The sequence below is a fragment of the Pedobacter sp. KLB.chiD genome (assembly GCF_047040275.1).
GTDB lineage: Bacteria > Bacteroidota > Bacteroidia > Sphingobacteriales > Sphingobacteriaceae > Pedobacter.
Window position 1 is genome coordinate 3218172 of record NZ_CP178207.1, and the last position, 18900, is coordinate 3237071.

The 18900-nt window shown below is 38.4% G+C and carries 20 protein-coding genes; 14 read left to right on the forward strand and 6 right to left on the reverse strand.

What is annotated here, in order from left to right; translation table 11 throughout:
* The first annotated feature begins 45 nt into the window (after positions 1-45).
* The 8 genes from ACK1I8_RS13165 (at position 46) to ACK1I8_RS13200 (ending at position 6925) form a co-directional block, all read left to right on the forward strand.
* Positions 46-1002, forward strand: coding sequence for a transketolase family protein (locus ACK1I8_RS13165; protein WP_056094733.1), 957 nt, complete (start codon positions 46-48; stop codon positions 1000-1002).
* Positions 1003-1080: 78 nt separating this feature from the next.
* On the forward strand, positions 1081-1641 hold the full coding sequence (locus tag ACK1I8_RS13170; RefSeq protein ID WP_412465830.1) for an RNA polymerase sigma factor: 561 nt from the start codon (positions 1081-1083) through the stop codon (positions 1639-1641).
* Between the two features lie 33 nt (positions 1642-1674).
* Positions 1675-2334: a hypothetical protein gene (locus ACK1I8_RS13175; protein WP_412465831.1), complete on the forward strand. Its 660-nt coding sequence runs from the start codon at positions 1675-1677 to the stop codon at positions 2332-2334.
* A 7-nt stretch (positions 2335-2341) separates the two neighbouring features.
* A complete protein-coding gene (locus ACK1I8_RS13180) occupies positions 2342-2782 on the forward strand; it encodes a hypothetical protein (RefSeq protein WP_412465832.1) in 441 nt (146 codons plus the stop codon).
* Between the two features lie 67 nt (positions 2783-2849).
* Complete coding sequence (locus ACK1I8_RS13185) at positions 2850-4040, forward strand: aspartate aminotransferase family protein (protein ID WP_412465833.1); 1191 nt, start codon at positions 2850-2852, stop codon at positions 4038-4040.
* A 57-nt stretch (positions 4041-4097) separates the two neighbouring features.
* Positions 4098-4775 carry a response regulator transcription factor gene (locus ACK1I8_RS13190; RefSeq protein WP_412465834.1) on the forward strand — a complete coding sequence of 226 codons (678 nt, stop codon included), beginning with the start codon at positions 4098-4100 and terminating at the stop codon, positions 4773-4775.
* Between the two features lie 239 nt (positions 4776-5014).
* Positions 5015-6325, forward strand: a complete 1311-nt coding sequence (locus ACK1I8_RS13195; RefSeq protein WP_412465835.1) for a sensor histidine kinase — start codon at positions 5015-5017, stop codon at positions 6323-6325.
* 126 nt (positions 6326-6451) lie between these two features.
* Positions 6452-6925, forward strand: a complete 474-nt coding sequence (locus ACK1I8_RS13200) for a hypothetical protein (protein ID WP_412465836.1) — start codon at positions 6452-6454, stop codon at positions 6923-6925.
* Positions 6926-7115: 190 nt separating this feature from the next.
* On the opposite strand, the gene ACK1I8_RS13205 is transcribed toward ACK1I8_RS13200, so the two are convergent.
* Together ACK1I8_RS13205 and panB are read right to left on the reverse strand one after the other, a co-directional pair.
* On the reverse strand, positions 7116-7802 hold the full coding sequence (locus ACK1I8_RS13205) for an RluA family pseudouridine synthase (protein ID WP_412465837.1): 687 nt from the start codon (positions 7800-7802) through the stop codon (positions 7116-7118).
* 158 nt (positions 7803-7960) lie between these two features.
* On the reverse strand, positions 7961-8776 hold the full coding sequence (gene panB / locus ACK1I8_RS13210) for a 3-methyl-2-oxobutanoate hydroxymethyltransferase (RefSeq protein ID WP_412465838.1): 816 nt from the start codon (positions 8774-8776) through the stop codon (positions 7961-7963).
* Positions 8777-9047: 271 nt separating this feature from the next.
* On the opposite strand from panB, the gene carA reads away from it, so the two are divergent.
* The 6 genes from carA (at position 9048) to ACK1I8_RS13240 (ending at position 15018) form a co-directional block, all read left to right on the forward strand.
* Positions 9048-10160: a glutamine-hydrolyzing carbamoyl-phosphate synthase small subunit gene (gene carA / locus ACK1I8_RS13215; RefSeq protein ID WP_412465839.1), complete on the forward strand. Its 1113-nt coding sequence runs from the start codon at positions 9048-9050 to the stop codon at positions 10158-10160.
* A 75-nt stretch (positions 10161-10235) separates the two neighbouring features.
* The gene (locus tag ACK1I8_RS13220; RefSeq protein WP_412465840.1) at positions 10236-11096 is read left to right on the forward strand and encodes a hypothetical protein; all 861 of its coding nucleotides are present in this window, start codon (positions 10236-10238) and stop codon (positions 11094-11096) included.
* 96 nt (positions 11097-11192) lie between these two features.
* Positions 11193-11957: an ABC transporter ATP-binding protein gene (locus ACK1I8_RS13225; protein WP_412465841.1), complete on the forward strand. Its 765-nt coding sequence runs from the start codon at positions 11193-11195 to the stop codon at positions 11955-11957.
* Positions 11958-12132: 175 nt separating this feature from the next.
* Positions 12133-13209, forward strand: a complete 1077-nt coding sequence (locus ACK1I8_RS13230) for an ABC transporter permease (RefSeq protein WP_412465842.1) — start codon at positions 12133-12135, stop codon at positions 13207-13209.
* A 114-nt stretch (positions 13210-13323) separates the two neighbouring features.
* Positions 13324-14280: a Fic family protein gene (locus ACK1I8_RS13235; protein WP_412465843.1), complete on the forward strand. Its 957-nt coding sequence runs from the start codon at positions 13324-13326 to the stop codon at positions 14278-14280.
* Positions 14281-14364: 84 nt separating this feature from the next.
* Complete coding sequence (locus ACK1I8_RS13240) at positions 14365-15018, forward strand: XAC2610-related protein (protein ID WP_412465844.1); 654 nt, start codon at positions 14365-14367, stop codon at positions 15016-15018.
* Positions 15019-15350: 332 nt separating this feature from the next.
* On the opposite strand, the gene ACK1I8_RS13245 is transcribed toward ACK1I8_RS13240, so the two are convergent.
* The 4 genes from ACK1I8_RS13245 to kbl all read right to left on the reverse strand — a co-directional run bounded on the left by ACK1I8_RS13245 (position 15351) and on the right by kbl (position 18714).
* Entirely contained in the window at positions 15351-15926 is a 576-nt protein-coding gene (locus ACK1I8_RS13245) for a TetR/AcrR family transcriptional regulator (protein ID WP_090501759.1), read from the reverse strand.
* Between the two features lies 1 nt (position 15927).
* A complete protein-coding gene (locus tag ACK1I8_RS13250) occupies positions 15928-16338 on the reverse strand; it encodes a hypothetical protein (RefSeq protein WP_412465845.1) in 411 nt (136 codons plus the stop codon).
* Positions 16338-17378: a phenylalanine--tRNA ligase subunit alpha gene (gene pheS, locus ACK1I8_RS13255; protein WP_412465846.1), complete on the reverse strand. Its 1041-nt coding sequence runs from the start codon at positions 17376-17378 to the stop codon at positions 16338-16340. Before pheS ends, ACK1I8_RS13250 begins: the two co-directional genes overlap by 1 nt.
* A 148-nt stretch (positions 17379-17526) precedes the next feature.
* Positions 17527-18714: a glycine C-acetyltransferase gene (gene kbl, locus ACK1I8_RS13260; RefSeq protein WP_412465847.1), complete on the reverse strand. Its 1188-nt coding sequence runs from the start codon at positions 18712-18714 to the stop codon at positions 17527-17529.
* Positions 18715-18900: the final 186 nt, after the last annotated feature.

Consider the following 18900-nt stretch of genomic DNA (forward strand, 5'->3'; position numbering starts at 1 on the left):
GCCTGATCTCACATCTAAAATCTCAAATCTCATATCTGAAACAAAATGAAAAAATATACATATACAGAAAAAAAAGATACACGTTCGGGTTTTGGAGCTGGCTTACATGAAGCTGGAAAGAAGAACGAAAATGTGGTTGCCTTGTGTGCCGATTTAGTTGGATCGCTTAAAATGGATGCTTTTATCAAAGATTTTCCTGAGCGTTTTACACAGGTTGGTATTGCAGAAGCAAACATGATCGGTATTGCAGCAGGGATGACTATTGGCGGTAAAATTCCTTTTACAGGTACTTTTGCCAACTTCTCTACTGGCCGTGTTTATGATCAGATCCGTCAATCGGTAGCTTATTCTAACAAAAACGTTAAGATCTGCGCATCTCACGCCGGATTAACTTTAGGGGAAGATGGAGCAACACACCAAATTCTGGAAGATATTGGCTTAATGAAAATGTTGCCCGGCATGGTCGTAATCAATCCTTGCGATTATAACCAGACCAAAGCAGCAACTTTGGCTATTGCCGAGTACGAAGGTCCGGTTTATTTACGTTTCGGCCGTCCGGTAATCCCGGTATTTACAGATCCGGATCAAAAATTCGAGATCGGTAAAGCCTGGATGGTTAATGAAGGAACAGATGTGACCATTATTGCTACCGGCCATATGGTTTGGAAAGCGATCGAGGCTGGTGAAAAATTAGCTGAATTGGGTATCGATGCCGAAATTATCAATATCCATACTATTAAACCTTTGGATGATGAAGCCATCTTAAAATCAGTTAAGAAAACGGGATGTGTGGTTACTTGTGAAGAGCACAATAAATTTGGCGGATTGGGCGAAAGCGTAGCGCGTTTGCTAACTACCGAATTGCCAACTCCGCAAGAGTTTGTAGCCACTAATGATACTTTTGGCGAAAGCGGAACACCAGATCAATTGATGTCTAAATATGGTTTAGATGCTGTAAACATTGTTGAAGCAGCTCAGAAAGTAATTGGCAGAAAAAAATAGATTTGAGAAATCAGATATGAGGTTTGAAATATACATCAAATCTCATATCGCCATTCTCACATCTCAAATCTATATATCATGAAACAAGTTGAAGATTCAGAAATTCTTGCCATGTTTGCCGTTGAGCAAACGCGTAATGAAGCCTTTAACCTGTTACTAAAAAAATACCAGCAAAAAATATATTGGCACATTCGCAGGCTGGTTTTAAACCATGATGATTGCGATGATCTTTTGCAGGAAGTGTTTGTTAAAGTGTGGAAAAATCTTGATAAATTTAGAAATGACTCCCAGCTTTATACCTGGATTTACCGCATTGCCACCAACGAATCGATCACGTTCTTAAATAAACAAAAGCAGCGGAACAATACCCCTTTGGATGAGGTATCATCCGAACTGGCTGATAATCTGGTAGCGTCATCATATTTTAACGGCGACAAGCTCCAGCTTAAACTGCAAAAAGCCATTCTCACCCTACCTGAAAAACAACGGATTATCTTCAACATGAAATATTTTGATGATATGAAATATGAAGAAATTTCAGAAGTATTAGGCACCTCTGTAGGAGCACTCAAAGCGTCATTTCACATCGCTGCAAAAAAAGTTGAAGCTTTTATTACAAATGATGAAATAGACTATTAAACCTTTTCGCATTAATTGTATCATATATCTGTGATGAACGAAAATATAGAAAATAAAGATTGGATGAATGAAGCTCCTGCACTTGCGGCAATGGAGAAACATCAACCTTTCTCTGTTCCTGATGGATATTTCGAAAATGGTGAAGAGGGCATTTTTTCTGCTATATTCTTAAACGGATTAAAGCAGAAAACAATTAACAATGATTTTGAAGTTCCGCAGCATTATTTTGAAAATTTAACGGAACGGATAGCAACCAGAATCGCACTGTCTGAAATGCCTAAGGCAGAAAACACTTTTTCAGTGCCTGAAAACTATTTTGATACTTTACAAAGTAAGATTACCGACAGGATTGCAACATCACAACCTAAAAAAGAGGCAAGGATTGTCCCTTTATGGAAACGGAACATTGTTAAATATGCAAGTGCCGCCTGTTTTTTATTAATGGCCTCGTTTGGTATTTACTTTTACCAGAATGGCACAACTACTACCTCTAAACAGGTACAATCTGCAGAGGCAACGGCAAATGAGCAGCTGTTATATGATATTGACGAAAGTACCATCATTGATCATTTAGAAACACAAAACACCACATCATCTAATATTAAAAATACTTCTGCGTCAGATACAGAAATGGAAAACTATATCTTGAACAATTTCTCCTCAGGGGATTTAGCTCAGGAACTAAACAATTAATACAGAAATGAAGAATTTACTTTTTGTTGCTTTAATGTTTTTGTTACCCACTACCTTACTGGCACAAAGACCAAGGGGAGAAGAAATAGAATCGCTTAAAATAGCATTTTTCACTCAAAAACTGGATTTATCGCCAGAAGAGGCCAAGATATTTTGGCCGATTTATAACAATATGCAGGCAGAACTGAATAACCTGCATAAAGAACGCATGCAGAAAATGATTTCTTTCAGAAAAGTTGATGAAATTGATAACCTAACAGATGCGCAGGTACAGAACTTAATTACCAGTGAGTTTGATTTTAAACAAAGAGAGCTTAATCTCAATAAAAAATACTATAGCAAGCTCAAATCTTCTTTGCCCATTAAAGTTGTAGGCAAATTCTACCGGGCGCAAGAAGGTTTTAAACGCGAATTGCTCAACAAATACAGGGGTGGCCAAAAACCATAAAAAAAAGACTTACAACAATGTAGGTCTTTTTTGTTAAAAGCACCCTTCATTTACTTACTTTTGTGCCATGCTTACCCAACGTCAGTTGTTTTTACAACACAATGCACAAACCTCTCCGGAGCCACTGATGCTCGAATTTGTAAGGGCAAAAGGAATCTACATCTACGATGCGGAGAATAAAAAACACATTGATCTTATTGCCGGTATCGGAGTAAGTAATATTGGCCATTGCCATCCTGCAGTGGTAAAAGCCATTCAAGATCAGGCAGAAACCTATATGCACCTGATGGTTTATGGCGAGTATGTGCAAAGCCCGCAAGTGAATTTTGCCAAGGCCTTAGCCGATATTTTACCCCCAACCTTAAGTTGTACCTATTTTTTAAACTCCGGAACCGAGGCTGTGGAAGGCGCTATGAAACTCGCCAAACGTTATACCGGCCGCAAAGGTTTTATAGCTTGTAAAAATGCTTATCATGGTAGTACCCAGGGTGCCGAAAGTTTAATGGAAAGCGATTTTTATTCAGCTGGTTATGGTCCTTTCCTACCTCATGTAAGTTTTATCGAACATAACAACCTTGCTGATCTGGAAAAGATCACTTCAGATATTGCCGCTGTTTTTATTGAGCCTATACAAGGTGAAGCCGGAGTAAGGGTTGCCGATTTAAACTACATGAGCGCTTTACGGGCCAAATGCACAGAAATGGGTACCTTATTGATTTTCGACGAAATACAATCAGGTTTTGGCCGCAGCGGCAAAATGTTTGCCTTTGAGCATTATCATGTGGTGCCGGATGTACTGCTATTGGCAAAAGGTATTGGCGGTGGCATGCCAATCGGCGCTTTTATCAGTTCGTTAGAGATCATGTCAGTCTTATCACATACACCGATCCTGGGCCATATGACGACCTTTGGAGGTCATCCGGTTTGCTGTGCTGCCGGATTAGCCACTTTGCGTACCTTGGTAGATGATCATATTGTTGAGGAAGTAGAAGAAAAAGGCCGGTTATTTAAACAGCTTTTAAAACATCCTGCCATTAAAGAAATCAGGGGTGAAGGTTTAATGCTTGCTGTTGAATTTGAAAATTTTGAAATCAATAAAAAGATTATCGATGCCTGTATTTTGGACGGCGTACTGTCAGACTGGTTTTTACATTGCAGCAATTCTATGCGGATAGCCCCTCCCCTGATTATTACAAAAGAAGAAATTAAAGAAGCTTGTAAGACCATCCTAAAAAATATTAACTTAGTTGCAGGGTAAATAGCATAAGGCACAGCTTAAAATGCTGAAAGATAAAACTACTAACTGTTAGCTGAAATGAATGTATTAATTGTTGAAGATGAAAAAAGCCTGGCGCTTGAAATGGATGAATTCCTCAGTAAAGAAGGATTTATTGTAGAGCATGCCTGGAAAAAATCTTCTGCTGAAGAGAAAATTTTTGTAAATAACTATGATTTCATTTTATTAGACCTGGGCTTGCCCGATGGTGATGGTTTTGAAATTTTGAAGCAACTGAAAGCCATGAAAGACCGCGATGATGCCGTAATCATTTTAACGGCACGTAGTGCAGTTGATGACCGGATCAAAGGTCTGGATGAGGGTGCAGATGATTATTTGCCAAAGCCGTTTTCACTAAACGAACTTTTAGCGCGTATGCATGCTATCACGCGTAGAAAACATAAATTAGATAAAAACGAGGTAAACATTCATAATTTCCTGCTTAATATCCAGAACAGAACGGTTTCTTATGGCGATGAAAGATTAAACCTGACCAAAAAAGAGTTCGAAATATTTAACTATTTGGTATTGAACAAAAACCGGGTGGTATCCAGAATGAGTTTAACGGAACATGTTTGGGGTGATATTTTAGAAGTTAACTCTGACTCCAATTTTGTAGATGTACATGTTAAAAATCTTCGGAAAAAACTCGCCGGGGTTACACCAATAGATTGGTTTGAAACGGTAAGAAGTATAGGTTATAGAATTAATTGCTGAGATCCGGGAAGTCAGGTGTAAGAGGTCTTAAAATAAAAAGGGCTTATATATAATTTAATTATTGATAAACTATAGCCAAATAATGTATAAGTATACCAGCATTTATAGTTAAAATCAGATGCCATTTAACTGTGAGCCCTCAGGTAAATTAGGGATAGGCGCCTGCTGGTTAGCAATAAGGGCAATATCCAACCGCAGATAAACCTTCATCCATCTTACATAAAACATCATCCATTAGCATGAAGTTACAGGTTAAGTTTTCTTTATATAATGCAGTAACCAAAGTTGCCATTATACTGCTATTGGGTGCTATTATTCTTTTTTCATTAGATCGACTGGCCTACAACCAGCTTGATAACCGTTTAATTAAAAAGAAGAACAAAATTATCAAACATTTGAATGATAATGAGGTTGATAGCCTTTTAAATAAAGAGCAATCATTTACCGATTATAATATTTTAAAGGAAGAATTTATTGTATTAACTGTCCTTCCTGACAATCAAAAGGATTCTACTGCAAAGGTATATACCGAAAAAAGAGAAATTGAGGGTGATATTGAAGTATACCGCATTTTAAACTATAAATTCTCTTATCATAAAAACTGGTACAACCTGGAGATTGGAGAAACCATGACAGCACTTCAGTCAATTAAAAATTCAATCCGTTTTTATATGTTGATTGTACTTGTTGCGGCATTGTTGATTACGTTGATAGCCGATTACACTTTTTCTAACTTTTTACTTAAACCATTTTATCGCATTATTGATAAAAAGATCAACCTCGTTGACGATCCCAGTCATTATAATTACCAGAACATTCCCACCAGCACCAGCGATTTTAAAATCCTTGATAATAGCATAAATTCGTTAATGCGCAAAATAAATACACTTTTCGCTTTAGAAAAGCAGTTTATTGCTAACGTTTCGCACGAGTTGCTCACCCCAATTTCGATTTTGAGTACACGGTTTGAAAATATGCTCAGCACACCAGATATTCCGGAAGAGCATGAAAATAAAATATATGCCTCATTAAAAACACTGAACCGCTTAAAGCTCATTATCAATAGCTTGCTACTCATTTCAAAAGTTGAAAACAATCAGTACCTAAAAACCGAAGAAATTAGCCTTAAACAAGAAATTGATGATATATACGAGGATCTGGAAGATCGGATAGCCGATAAAAATATCAGTTACAGCGCCCAGCTCTCAGAAGACTTTCATTTTACGGGAAATAAAGCGCTAATACACACACTTTTGATCAATATCATCAATAATGCGATTAAATACAACGTCGATCACGGAACGATTACCATAACCGATAAAGCCGAAAGCGAAAAATACATCCTCACCATCAGCGATACCGGAACAGGTATGAGCGAAGAACTGGTAGAAAATGCTTTTGATCGTTTTAAAAGGGGAAATTCAGAAGAAAATGGCTTTGGTTTGGGACTCGCCATTGTACAAAGTATTGCCCGGTTCCATAAAATAGATGTTGATATCAAGTCAGAAGAACAAAAAGGAACCAGTATTTCCTTATCTTTTTCAATATAAGAGTTGCTGATAATAACCCAGCTGTATCATAGTCTGAATTTTAATTTTAAGATCGAATCAGCGTAATATTTTGGCAGGGGCTTTGCTTGATATTAAACCAATCTGATAAGTAGAAAACATATTGTCATGAAAAACATTATCCCCATACTAGGAGCCGCCGCTGTATTTATGGCATCTTGCCAGGGCGGAACGGCTAAGAAAACGCAGGCCAAAATCGATTCGACCATTGTAGCCAATGCAGCGGTTACAACTGATTCGGTTCAGTGTTACCAATACATTAAAAACCGCGATACCGCTACGCTTTCCTTAAAAAAAGTGGACAATAAACTAACCGGTACGCTAGGCTATAATTTATTCGAAAAAGATAAAAATGCCGGTACAATAGCCGGTATTGTAAAGGGCGATACCATCATTGCAAATTACACCTTTCAATCTGAAGGCAAAACATCAGTAAGAGAAGTGGCCTTTCTAAAAAAAGGCAATCAGCTCGCAGAAGGATTTGGTGATGTACAGGAAGTAAATGGAGAAAGCAAGTTTAAAGACCTGAGCAAGCTGAAGTTCGATGGATCGATGACTTTTGAAAAAATTGATTGTAAATGATAACTGGTCATCTCAGCCCAACATTCGTCATTTCGACCGCAGTGCGCGCCCGTACAGGCGGGGAGAAATCTGTTGTCTAATATCATAGATTACTCAACTTTGTTGCACTTCGCTCGAAATGACGGTAACTTCAAAAATTATCACACAAATATCCCGGGAAGTGATGAATTTACCTTTCCTGAAGATTAGGCTATAAATCCTCAAATCTTTCCCAAAACCCATCAACAGGTAATCTGGCGAATATGTTTACGGGTTCTTTTTTTACGGGGTGTATAAACTGTAACCTACGTGCATGCAGACAGATACTTCCCTTTCTGCTTCCGCGTGGATAACCATATTTATTATCGCCCATAATCGGGCAACCCATAGAGGAAAGCTGAACCCTAATCTGGTGCGAACGACCAGTTAAAGGATCAACTTCCAAAAGATAATAATCGCCTACTTTGGCCTTTACTTTATAAGAAAGTTCTGCCCGCTGACTGCCGTTAACTTCAGTATTATAATAAGAAACTACATTTTTCTGCGGATTTTTAACTAGCCAATGTACCAAAGTAGCCGATTCCTTCTCCGGTTTGTTCTTTACCACTGCCCAATAAGTTTTTTTAACCTCCCTATTTTTGAAAACGGCATTCATACGTTCTAAAGCCTTACTGGTTTTAGCAAACAGAATTACACCACTTACGGGTCTATCCAAACGATGTACCACACCTAAAAAAGCACCATTGGGTTTGTTGTACTTTTTGGCGATATACTTTTTTACCTGCTCGTCCAATGGCTCATCGCCGGTTTCATCAACCTGCACAATATCGCCCGCTCTTTTATTAATAGCGATTAAATGATTATCTTCAAAAAGGATGTCGTTATCGGTAATTGGCATCTGTTAGTTCATTGGTTCATCCGTCATTAGTTCATTTGATAAAGCAAACGTCTAATGCAAAAGTTGATTGTTTGATCGGTTAGCTTTTTAATTGTTTAAAGTGGGATAATTTATCTGCATTTGAAACCACTCCAAACACAAAACGCCCAACTCTAAACTTAGTACTGTTCTTTTTCGTTCGGAAAATCATTTCCCTTTACATCGCGGATGTAAGATTGTGCCGCACCTAAAATTTCGTCGTAAAGATTGATATACTGGCGCAAAAAGCGGGGTTTAAATCCTTTGGTTAAACCAATCATATCATTTACCACCAAAACCTGTCCGTCGCAGTGTGGGCCGGCACCGATACCAATGGTTGGAATATTTAAACTTTCACTAACCTCTTTACCTAGTGCAGCAGGGATTTTTTCCAATACAATGGCAAAACATCCAGCGGCCTGTAAAGCCAAAACGTCAGTTTTTAACTTATTTGCTTCTTCTTCTTCCTTCGCCCGAACAGTATAAGTTCCAAATTTATAAATGGATTGAGGGGTTAAACCCAAATGGCCCATTACCGGAATTCCTGCTGTAATAATTCGCTGAACAGATTCGATAATTTCTTCTCCGCCTTCCAGTTTAACACCATGAGCACCTGATTCTTTCATAATCCTGATCGCTGAATTCAAAGCTTCTTTCGAATTTCCCTGATAGGAGCCGAAAGGCAAATCGACTACAACAAACGCACGTTTAACCGCTCTGATTACGGATGCAGCATGATAGATCATCTGATCTAACGTGATGGGCAAAGTTGTTTCATGACCAGCCATTACATTAGAAGCGGAATCGCCAACCAATAAAACATCTAAACCTGCATCATCCAAAATGGTTGCCATCGAATAATCGTAAGCCGTTAGCATCGATATTTTCTCACCACGTTCTTTCATTTCCTGTAAAATATGCGTGGTAACGCGTTTGATTTCTTTATGTACCGACATAGGATTTGTTTTGTGTTGCCAAAAGTATTGTTTTTTCTTTAAAAGGCATAAGTTAAAAGGTTTAAGGTACGAGGCCGTAATACATCCTTACCCTACACCTTCAACCTTATTTCATTTTTCTCTTTACATTCCCAATCTAAAAATCTATCTTTGTACCCCGAAATGGAAGGGATATGTTCATCTTTTTTTGCACCCTGCAAACACGGCTTTACGGCCGACAGCCATTCTTTTTTCAACTCTTTTTTAAATCAAAATCCATATTGTAATTACCATGACTAACTACACCAAGTTACCTGCGATTTTATTACTGGCCGACGGCACGGTTTTTTACGGCAAAGCGGCCGGAAAAATTGGAACTACCACTGGCGAAATTTGTTTTAATACCGGGATGACAGGTTACCAGGAAATTTTCACAGATCCAAGTTATTTTGGACAGATAATGGTTACCACCAATGCACATATTGGTAATTATGGTATCCACAAAGACGAAATCGAATCAGGCTCGATCAAAATTGCTGGTTTAGTGTGCAAAAATTACAATATCGTTTACAGCCGTAAAGAAGCCACAGAATCTATTCAAGATTATTTCCAAAATGACAACCTGGTTGCCATTGCAGATATTGATACACGTGCTCTTGTACGCCATATCAGAGATAAAGGCGCTATGAATGCAATTATCTCTTCTGAAATTACCAATCTTGAAGAACTAAAGCAAAAACTGGCCGAGGTACCATCAATGGAAGGTTTAGAGCTGTCTTCTAAAGTAAGCACCAGCGAACCGTATTTTTACGGCAACCCTGAAGCAAGTTTAAAAGTGGCAGCCCTTGATCTGGGTATCAAGAAAAACATTTTGCGCAGCTTTGAAAACCGCGATATCTACGTTCAGGTTTTCCCAGCTAAAACTACATTTGCCGAAATGGAAAAATTTAGCCCTGACGGCTACTTTATTTCAAACGGCCCTGGCGATCCTTCAGTGATGCCTTATGCTGTCGAAACAATCAAAGAAATTTTAGCGGTTGACAAACCATTATTTGGTATATGCTTAGGTCACCAATTGTTGGCTGAAGCTAACGGTATCGGCACCATGAAAATGTTTAACGGTCACCGTGGATTAAACCACCCGGTTAAAAACATCATCAAAGACCACTGCGAGGTTACCTCACAGAACCATGGTTTTGGTGTAATTCCTGATGAGGTTAGAAACTCTGATAAAGTAGAAATTACACATGTTAACTTAAATGATAAATCTATAGAAGGTATTCGTGTTAAAGGTAAAAAGGCATTCTCGGTTCAATATCACCCAGAATCTTCACCAGGTCCACACGATTCGCGTTACTTATTCGATGATTTTGTTGAAGTAATGAAAGGTGAATTAACCTGGTAAAAATTTAGTTTTTCTATTAAAGCATTAAAACACTGCTCATTTTTATTGGCAGTGTTTTTTTATTTAAATTAGAATATGTTTAAAAATTGCTTCCTGATATTAATTGCTGTTTCGATCAGCCTGTTTAGCTCCTGCATCTCCAGGTTGTCAAGACCGGCCATATCAGGCACGATATTAGATTATGATAGCAAACCCATTGCAGGCTGTCAGGTAGGCGAAACCCTTACCGATGCTAATGGTAAATTTTATCTTAAAGAAATCCGTTATCATAAATTTTTCTTTCCCGAAATCTTTATGATGGAAGCCCCGCCGCTTCATTTTTCTGAAAAAGTTAAAAAAGAAGGTTATTTAAGCTACAATATAGAAGGCGATAACCGTTTTGGCGGCGGACAAAGAAAAGGTGCACAGATTACTATAGATACGATATACCTCAAAAAGGTAAATGAAGTAATAAAACCGGAAGATTATATTTATACAAACTGGAAATTTGCCGCAAATAAAAACCTGGATACATTATATGGCACTAATGCAAACTTCAGGCTTCATAACACGATAACCAACAATAAAAATTTTGTTGAAAAGCTCCAACATGGGTTAATCTACAAATTTAATTCGACCAAGAAACCGGATAGCAGCTGGAGTGCCGGATCTTACGATCTAAAAACCACCTATTTTGTTTGGCTTAAACCAAACGGCAATTATACCGGAGAAAAGGTACTGGAGTATCAAAATCCCTGGAAACACAGAATGGAATATGAACGTACTTACAGGGAATCTTATGTTATTCCAAGCGACAGTATCTATACCAAGGGGACATTCGTTCTTTCAAAAGACAAAATTGTTTTTGATCAGACATTTAATCAAGCAAAAAACAGTTATAAAATAGATTCGATAGACCGGGACGTGATCATTTTAATCAGAAAAAATATTAAATGATGGTTTTACCTACGCCAAACATCATTTTACCGACATTTTCGTCAATGTATTCAAAAATTCATTCCCTATTCATTTAAAGCTCCTTACATTCGCAACATGGAAACAAAAAAAGCCATTATCAGCATTAAAGATCTGGTAAAAAAATATGATGATTTCGTGGCCGTTCAAGGGCTTAGCTTTGAGGTATTTGAAAATGAAATTTTTGGTCTGCTCGGCCCTAATGGCGCTGGGAAAACCACTACTCTCGAGATTATCGAAACATTGCGCGCTAAAACATCAGGCGAAATTATTGTTGACGGTTTTTCTGTTGATCAGCACCCCCAAAACATTAAACAGATTATTGGCGTGCAGCTACAGGCTGCCGGTTATTATCCAAATTTAAACCTGATCGAACTGATCGAACTTTTTGCAGGTTTATATGGTGCCAATATCAAACCGATGGAGATGTTGGAGAAAGTAAACCTTCAGGATAAGGCCAAAGCCAAGTATAAAGCACTTTCAGGCGGACAAAAACAGCGCTTCTCTATAGCTACAACGCTCATCAACCAACCAAAGATTATTTTTTTGGACGAGCCTACAACCGGGCTGGATCCACAAGCACGCAGGAATCTCTGGGACCTGATTACCGAAATCCGGAATGCGGGTACAACAGTTGTGATTACCACACACTACATGGATGAAGCCGAACAGCTTTGCGACCGTGTTGCCTTTGTGGAACGTGGACAGATCATTGCGCTGGACACGCCCGATAACTTAATAGATAATTTGGTAAACAGCGGTTTTGAGCGTAAAAAAGAAGTTAAAAAGGCCAATCTGGAAGATGTATTCATTAATCTTACAGGTCAGGAATGGCGTGAATAGAATTCGGACTCTTTTGAAAAGCCAAGACAGTGTCCGGATCAACGTTAGTCCCGCTTTTCGTTTCAATCTTTTTGTAAAAGTTATATCAAAACAATAACTCTAGCAACAAAAAGGATTTCCACTTTAATCGGGTTTAAAAACATAAAACAGTGCAACTATTAACCATAAATAGTAAATGAAAAAATACAATAATTTTACAGCAACCCTTGCCCTTGCCAAAGCAAGTTTCAGGTCTATTATGAGGAGTCCTTCGGCAGTGGTTTTCACCCTTGCCTTTCCCCTGATATTTATCCTTGTTTTTGGCTTTCTGGGTGGTGGCGGAACCCGTATCGATGTTGGGGTAACACCAGGTTCGGACGTAAACAACCCGGTTATGGGCATGCTGGAAAAAACGGGGATGATCCGTTTGGTAAAAGATAAATCCAAAACCGAATTTGCTAAATTACTGGAAAAGGGCAATGTTGATGCCATGATTGATGTACACCGGAAAGTAAATAGTGCTGCCTATTCGGTTAATGTGGTTTATACTTCGGCATCGAGAGATAAAGGCGGAATTTTAAAATCAGTTTTAAATAACATTTTCTACGATAAAACTTTAAAACCAACCGTTGCGGAAGTTAAGGAAAGCACCATTACAGGCCGCAGGTATAAAACGATTGATTTTATCCTGCCGGGCCAACTGGGCTTTTCGCTATTAAGTACCGGCGTTTTCGGAACAGCATTTGTTTTCTTAAGTCTGCGCCAAACTTTAGTGATCAAACGTTTTTTTGCTACTCCGGTAAGGCGCTCGAGCATTGTAATTGGCGAAGGGATTGCCCGTATCGGTTTTGCTTTAATCGGTGCCTTATTTATCATTTTGATTGGCCATTTCTTTTTTGGCTTCACACTTGTAAATGGTGCAATTACGGTCGTGAACATGCTTATACTGGCCACACTCGGCATTATTGTATTTATGGGCTTTGGTTTTATTATTTCTGGCATTGCCAAAAGCGAAAGTATGGTACCTCCAATATCGAATATCGTAACTTTACCACAGTTTTTATTATCGGGCACATTCTTTTCTATCGAAGCTTTTCCAGGCTGGCTACAGCCGATTAGCAGGGCCTTACCCCTTACCTATTTAAATGATGCCATGCGTAAGGTAGCTTTTGAAGGTTTAGGATTGTGGGATGTAAAGTTTCAGATCATGATTTTATTGCTCTGGGGAATTGGTATTTACGCTGTTGCGGTAAAAGTATTTAAATGGGAATAAGATAGTTCAAAGTAATTTAAAATGATAACAACCCGTTATCATTTTTTTTTGGAATAAATTTTAATATCGGATAGATTTATTTTTATAATCATCCGATAATTAATATCTTTGGGTATGTGGGATTTTGATTTAAGCAATTTAGAAGAGCTACTGCCTCAGATAGAAAGGTTATCTGAAAAAAAGGCCAGGTTAGAGACTTCAAGGCCATTGCCCAATAGTGCGCTAAACCGGATCAGAGAAGATCTCACGCTTGAGTGGACATATAACTCAAACAGTATAGAGGGAAATACCTTAAGCCTGAAAGAAACCCAAATGGTTTTACAGGAAGGCATAACGGTTAAAGGCAAATCGCTACGTGAACATTTCGAAGCCTATAACCATGAGAAAGCCATTGATTACCTCTATACCTTAGTCAATAAAGATTATATCCTGAGGAGCATTGACATTTTATCTCTTCATGGCCTGGTGCTCAGAAGCATTGAAGATGATTATGCAGGCCGTTTAAGAAATGGGGGGGTACGCATTGTAGGCGCAAACTTTACACCACCTAATGCCAATAAAGTTTCTGATTTATTAGATCAATTGATCACCTTTGTCAATGATAATCCATTGGGCTTAAACGATATTTTATTATCAAGTATTTTCCATCATAAACTCGTTTGGATCCATCCTTTTTTTGACGGGAATGGGCGTACCGTGAGGCTTGCCATGAATTTACTCCTCATGCGCAAGGGCTTCCCCCCTGCTATCATCCTCAAAAACGACAGAAAGAAATATTATGAAGCACTTAATCAAGCCAATAAGGGTAATTATCATAAACTTTGTTTATTGATGCTGCAGGCTTTAGAACGTTCACTAAATATTTACATCAATGCATTGCCCGGAAACGATTACGGCGTTTATGAACCGATATCCAATATCGTTTCAGAACCTGATGTTCCTTATGGCCAGGAGTACGTGAGCCTATTGGCCAGGCAAGGCAAAATAGATGCTTATAAAGAGGGAAGAGATTGGCTTACCACCAAAGCTGCGGTACAAACCTATATCAAAACGAGGAAAAGAAAACGTTAACCTTTTTTAACTTTTTGGCAGATGATATTGGCGTAATTTTACCCAAAAATAGTCAATGAAAAGTTTGTTCATCTTTTCGGCATTTTGCTTCTTTTCAGTAATGCGCAAGCACAATTTAAGTTCCTGGCAAACAATAGCTCTGCACAATACAAAGCCAAAATCTTTGTTGATAAATGTGAAGAAAATGCCTGTAGCGGAAAAGCCACTGTTATTATTTACGATCAGCTTACAGATCGGGAAATAGACACTTTCCACTCCGAAAACCTGGTTTTTAGTTTAAACGAAACTCAAAATGCCAAACTCGGATGGCTGGAACTTGGCAAATACCAGACACCTTTAATTTTTGGCGATTTTAATTTCGACGGACTGGAAGATATTGCCATTAGCAATGGCAATAATGGCGCCTATTCCAGTCCCTCGTATGACATTTATTTATCATCAAAAGAACATAATTTTTTAAAGAGCGGGGAACTGACCAAACTGGCCAGCGAGAACCTGGGCATGTTTGACATTGACAAAAAAACAAAGCAAATTGCTACTCATCAAAAAGATGGTTGCTGTTTTGATAAAACCATCAATTATAAATTCGATGCCAAAAACGTACCGTACGAAGACTCATCGGTAATTGAAGATTCGAGCATTGCCGATATTGTAACGGTGATTACTCAAAAAAATGTGGATGGAAAGGTAAAAAGAACGGTTCAGAAGTTTAAATTGAAAGACTATGCCAATCAATAAATTAAACTAATTAATCTCTTTTTAAAATTAATACAATCTTTTAAAACATTCCCCGGTACTGTTATCGCGGTTCATCACGCTGACCTGTAGCGCAGCGGAAAGCTGCGTAGTAAACCGAGCCTTGAGCGAGCTCACCGAAAGTAATTCATTTCAGGGACTATTGCCGGAAAGATGCCGAAATAAATCAGATAGCTACCGGATCGGCATGAAGATCATCTTACCTAATTAATTCTAGTTGTAGTATCCCGCTACAACATTCAATTTTAACTCGATAAATCTCTCCAATCCGCTATGCTGCGGTCGAAATAAAGACTACAATTATCAAATCCTTTTTATAGCGCTGCTTTTACCAAAAATGGCAATATTTCTTTCTGAAAACTCACAAAATTCTTACGCACATCAGAATCACTAACTGAAGTAAATGCGAATGAAAACACAATACTCTTACTGGCTTTGAGCAAAAATGCCAAACCTTCTCGTCTCGCCGGATTATTTTTAAAGTTATCCAGTTGCAGGTAAGCGGCCAACAATAAAGCTTCAAGCTGATCTGATAAATGTTTCAAAAACTCTTGTGAGTTAGCATTTTCACGTACAAAATCCCAGCCGATAAACTCATTACATGCAGTAAATGACAGGCGACTGGTTTTCATGACCAATGCTTTTAAGTGTTCTTCTTCTGAAGCGTAACTGACTTTGTTGTTTAATATCTCATAAAGATTCTGATCCAGATAATCCATTAAGATACTATCGAGAACCTGCTCTTTACTCTCAAAATATTTGTAAATCGTTGCTTTGGCAATACGGGCCTTTTTCGCAATTTCGTTTACACTGGTTTTATGGTAACCGTATTTTCTAAATAGTTCTTTGGCAGCCTTTTTTACTGTTTCTTTTATTTTTTCAGCTTCCATTCTAATTGCTTACGTGTAATAGTGTATTGCCTTGCAAACTAATATTGTATGTTTTTAAGCTTCTTACGGCAGGTGCCTTTTGCGGACTTCCATCAAGCAGTGAAAATTTAGCGCCCGAACAAGGGTCGGTAGCCGTTACACCGCTATCATCTGGTGCTACTTTGCAAATCTTTTCCGGGTTTACCGTGCTACATCGATCGAAGGCAACGTATCCCCCAAGTGGTGTTTTTACAATCAGTAATCCACCTACTCCATGGTTTGAAACAATTAAGACATTGTTTACGGCCTTGAGGCTAAACTCTGTTATCGTAACGTTATAATTTACAGGCACATCAGGAATAAAACCCTCGTCTTTACCACAACCCGTAACCATCAGGATTAGAAACAATATGCTATATAAATATTTCATCATTAAATCAAAGCAGATTTAAATTGCTTTAAGAAACGTACATCATTCTCAGAAAATAAACGGAGGTCTTTAATTTCATATTTTAGATTGGCGATACGCTCTATCCCCATTCCGAAGGCGAAACCACTGTATTTTTTTGAATCGATGCCACAGTTTTCCAAAACATTCGGATCTACCATACCACAGCCCAAAATTTCTACCCAACCGCTATGTTTACAAAGCTGGCAGCCGGCACCTTTACAAATGGTACAGGAAATATCCATTTCTGCAGATGGTTCGGTAAACGGGAAATATGACGGACGGAAACGCACTTTTGTACCCTCACCATATAATTCCTGTACGAAATAAAACAAAGTCTGCTTTAAATCTGCAAATGAAACATTTTCGTCCACATACAAACCTTCTATCTGATGAAAAAAGCAATGTGCACGGGCAGAAATGGCTTCGTTACGGTAAACACGACCTGGCATAATTGCCCTGAAAGGTGGCTGACCTTGCTCCATCATGCGCACTTGTACAGAAGAGGTATGGGTACGTAAAGCAATATCACCTTTCTCGCCTCCTTTTTTAATAAAGAAAGTATCTTGCATATCTCTTGCCGGATGCTCTTCAGGAAAGTTTAAGGCCGAGAAGTTATGCCAGTCATCTTCAATTTCAGGTCCTTCTGCTACCGTAAAACCCAGTTTGGCAAAAATCTCCACAATTTCTCTACGTACCAGGGCCAATGGATGACGTGAACCAATCTCGAAACCTTCGCCAGGCAAAGTTAAATCCAGTTTCGAACTTTCACTTTTAGTACCGGTGCTTTCTGTTGCTTCTTTTAATGTAAGGTATTTTGACTCGGCCAACTGTTTAAACTCATTCAAAACCTTGCCCAACGATCTTTTTTCTTCCACAGAAACAGATTTGAATTCGTCGAAAATCTCTTTTATGACACCTTTGCTTCCCAGATATTTAATGCGGAACTGCTCTAACTCGTCTGCCTTCTCCGTTACGAAAGCATTAATCTTCTCGGTATACTGTGTTATTTTGTCCTGTAACATGGCTTCAAATATACGGCAAATTATCCAATAATTTCATGACATATGGGTTCAAATAATCTGTTTACAATACCATTATAAAAGAAAATGAACCCATAAACAACAAAAGCCGCTTAGGGCGGCTTTTGTTGTTTAAATAGATCTACAGGTTTTAAATTACCCCTAACTCTTTACCCACTTTGGTAAAGGCAGCGATAGCCTTATCGAGGTGGTGTTGTTCATGCGCGGCCGATAACTGTACACGGATTCTGGCTTTGCCTTGAGGTACAACCGGATAAAAGAACCCGATTACATAAATTCCTTCTTCCAACATTTTAGCAGCAAACTGCTGGGCAATTTTTGCATCATACAACATTACCGGAACAATAGGATGGAAACCTAGTTTAATATCGAAACCAGCTTCTGTCATTTTTTCACGGAAATATTTGGTGTTTCTTTCTAATTTGTCTCTTAATGATGTGGTTTCGCTCAACATATCCAATACGGCAATAGATGCGCCTGTAATTGCCGGTGCTAGTGTATTAGAAAACAGATAAGGACGGGAACGTTGGCGCAACATATCGATAATTTCTTTTTTACCCGAGGTAAAACCACCAGAGGCACCGCCTAAAGCTTTACCCAAAGTACCCGTAATGATATCGATACGGTCCATGACATTAAAATGCTCATGTGTTCCGCGGCCGTTCTTACCAATAAAACCAGTACAGTGCGATTCATCAATCATGATCAATGCCTCATATTTATCAGCTAAATCTGCAATTTTATCCAAAGGAGCTACAGATCCGTCCATAGAAAAAGCCCCATCGGTAACGATAATCCGATGTCTGCAATCTTTGGCCGCAATTAGTTGTTTCTCCAAATCTTCCATATCGGCATTTTTATAACGGAAACGTTGTGCTTTACACAACCTTACTCCATCTATAATTGATGCATGATTTAACTCATCAGAAATAATAGCGTCTTCAGCATTGAACAATGGCTCAAAAACTCCGCCATTTGCATCAAAAGCCGCTGCGTACAAAATAGTATCCTCTGTGCCTAAAAATTTAGAAATCTTAGCTTCAAGTTCCTTATGTACATCTTGTGTACCGCAGATAAAACGTACGGAAGACATTCCATAGCCATGATCATCGATTGCTTTTTTAGCTGCTTCTATCACTTTTGGATGAGAAGAAAGCCCTAAATAATTATTTGCGCAGAAATTGATCACCTCAGCACCGCTACTTATCTTAATGTCGGCACCCTGAGGCGTAACAATAATCCTTTCACGTTTAAATAATCCAGCGTTTTCGATTTCTTCAAGTTCTTTTTGAAGAACTGGTTGTAATGTTTTGTACATGGCCTTTTATATGGTTGAATTTAAGTCCAAAGTTATAAAAAAAAGTCTTTTCCGACCTAAACAGGCAATTTTATACCTACATTTTACAGATGAACGCGTGTCTGAGCAAAACCACATCCAATTGATGTATTTTCAAAAAGCATTTATCCAGTATCCAGATATTTTTTTTCGATCTTAACAAACTTT

What these genes read in the sequence shown, in the direction of transcription:
- ACK1I8_RS13165 (WP_056094733.1), top strand. Translation starts at nt 46, where the DNA reads ATGAAAAAATATACATATACAGAAAAAAAAGATACACGTTCGGGTTTT.
- ACK1I8_RS13170 (WP_412465830.1), top strand. Translation starts at nt 1,081, where the DNA reads ATGAAACAAGTTGAAGATTCAGAAATTCTTGCCATGTTTGCCGTTGAG.
- ACK1I8_RS13175 (WP_412465831.1), top strand. Translation starts at nt 1,675, where the DNA reads ATGAACGAAAATATAGAAAATAAAGATTGGATGAATGAAGCTCCTGCA.
- ACK1I8_RS13180 (WP_412465832.1), top strand. Translation starts at nt 2,342, where the DNA reads ATGAAGAATTTACTTTTTGTTGCTTTAATGTTTTTGTTACCCACTACC.
- ACK1I8_RS13185 (WP_412465833.1), top strand. Translation starts at nt 2,850, where the DNA reads ATGCTTACCCAACGTCAGTTGTTTTTACAACACAATGCACAAACCTCT.
- ACK1I8_RS13190 (WP_412465834.1), top strand. Translation starts at nt 4,098, where the DNA reads ATGAATGTATTAATTGTTGAAGATGAAAAAAGCCTGGCGCTTGAAATG.
- ACK1I8_RS13195 (WP_412465835.1), top strand. Translation starts at nt 5,015, where the DNA reads ATGAAGTTACAGGTTAAGTTTTCTTTATATAATGCAGTAACCAAAGTT.
- ACK1I8_RS13200 (WP_412465836.1), top strand. Translation starts at nt 6,452, where the DNA reads ATGAAAAACATTATCCCCATACTAGGAGCCGCCGCTGTATTTATGGCA.
- ACK1I8_RS13205 (WP_412465837.1), bottom strand. Translation starts at nt 7,802, where the DNA reads ATGCCAATTACCGATAACGACATCCTTTTTGAAGATAATCATTTAATC.
- panB (WP_412465838.1), bottom strand. Translation starts at nt 8,776, where the DNA reads ATGTCGGTACATAAAGAAATCAAACGCGTTACCACGCATATTTTACAG.
- carA (WP_412465839.1), top strand. Translation starts at nt 9,048, where the DNA reads ATGACTAACTACACCAAGTTACCTGCGATTTTATTACTGGCCGACGGC.
- ACK1I8_RS13220 (WP_412465840.1), top strand. Translation starts at nt 10,236, where the DNA reads ATGTTTAAAAATTGCTTCCTGATATTAATTGCTGTTTCGATCAGCCTG.
- ACK1I8_RS13225 (WP_412465841.1), top strand. Translation starts at nt 11,193, where the DNA reads ATGGAAACAAAAAAAGCCATTATCAGCATTAAAGATCTGGTAAAAAAA.
- ACK1I8_RS13230 (WP_412465842.1), top strand. Translation starts at nt 12,133, where the DNA reads ATGAAAAAATACAATAATTTTACAGCAACCCTTGCCCTTGCCAAAGCA.
- ACK1I8_RS13235 (WP_412465843.1), top strand. Translation starts at nt 13,324, where the DNA reads ATGTGGGATTTTGATTTAAGCAATTTAGAAGAGCTACTGCCTCAGATA.
- ACK1I8_RS13245 (WP_090501759.1), bottom strand. Translation starts at nt 15,926, where the DNA reads ATGGAAGCTGAAAAAATAAAAGAAACAGTAAAAAAGGCTGCCAAAGAA.
- ACK1I8_RS13250 (WP_412465845.1), bottom strand. Translation starts at nt 16,338, where the DNA reads ATGATGAAATATTTATATAGCATATTGTTTCTAATCCTGATGGTTACG.
- pheS (WP_412465846.1), bottom strand. Translation starts at nt 17,378, where the DNA reads ATGTTACAGGACAAAATAACACAGTATACCGAGAAGATTAATGCTTTC.
- kbl (WP_412465847.1), bottom strand. Translation starts at nt 18,714, where the DNA reads ATGTACAAAACATTACAACCAGTTCTTCAAAAAGAACTTGAAGAAATC.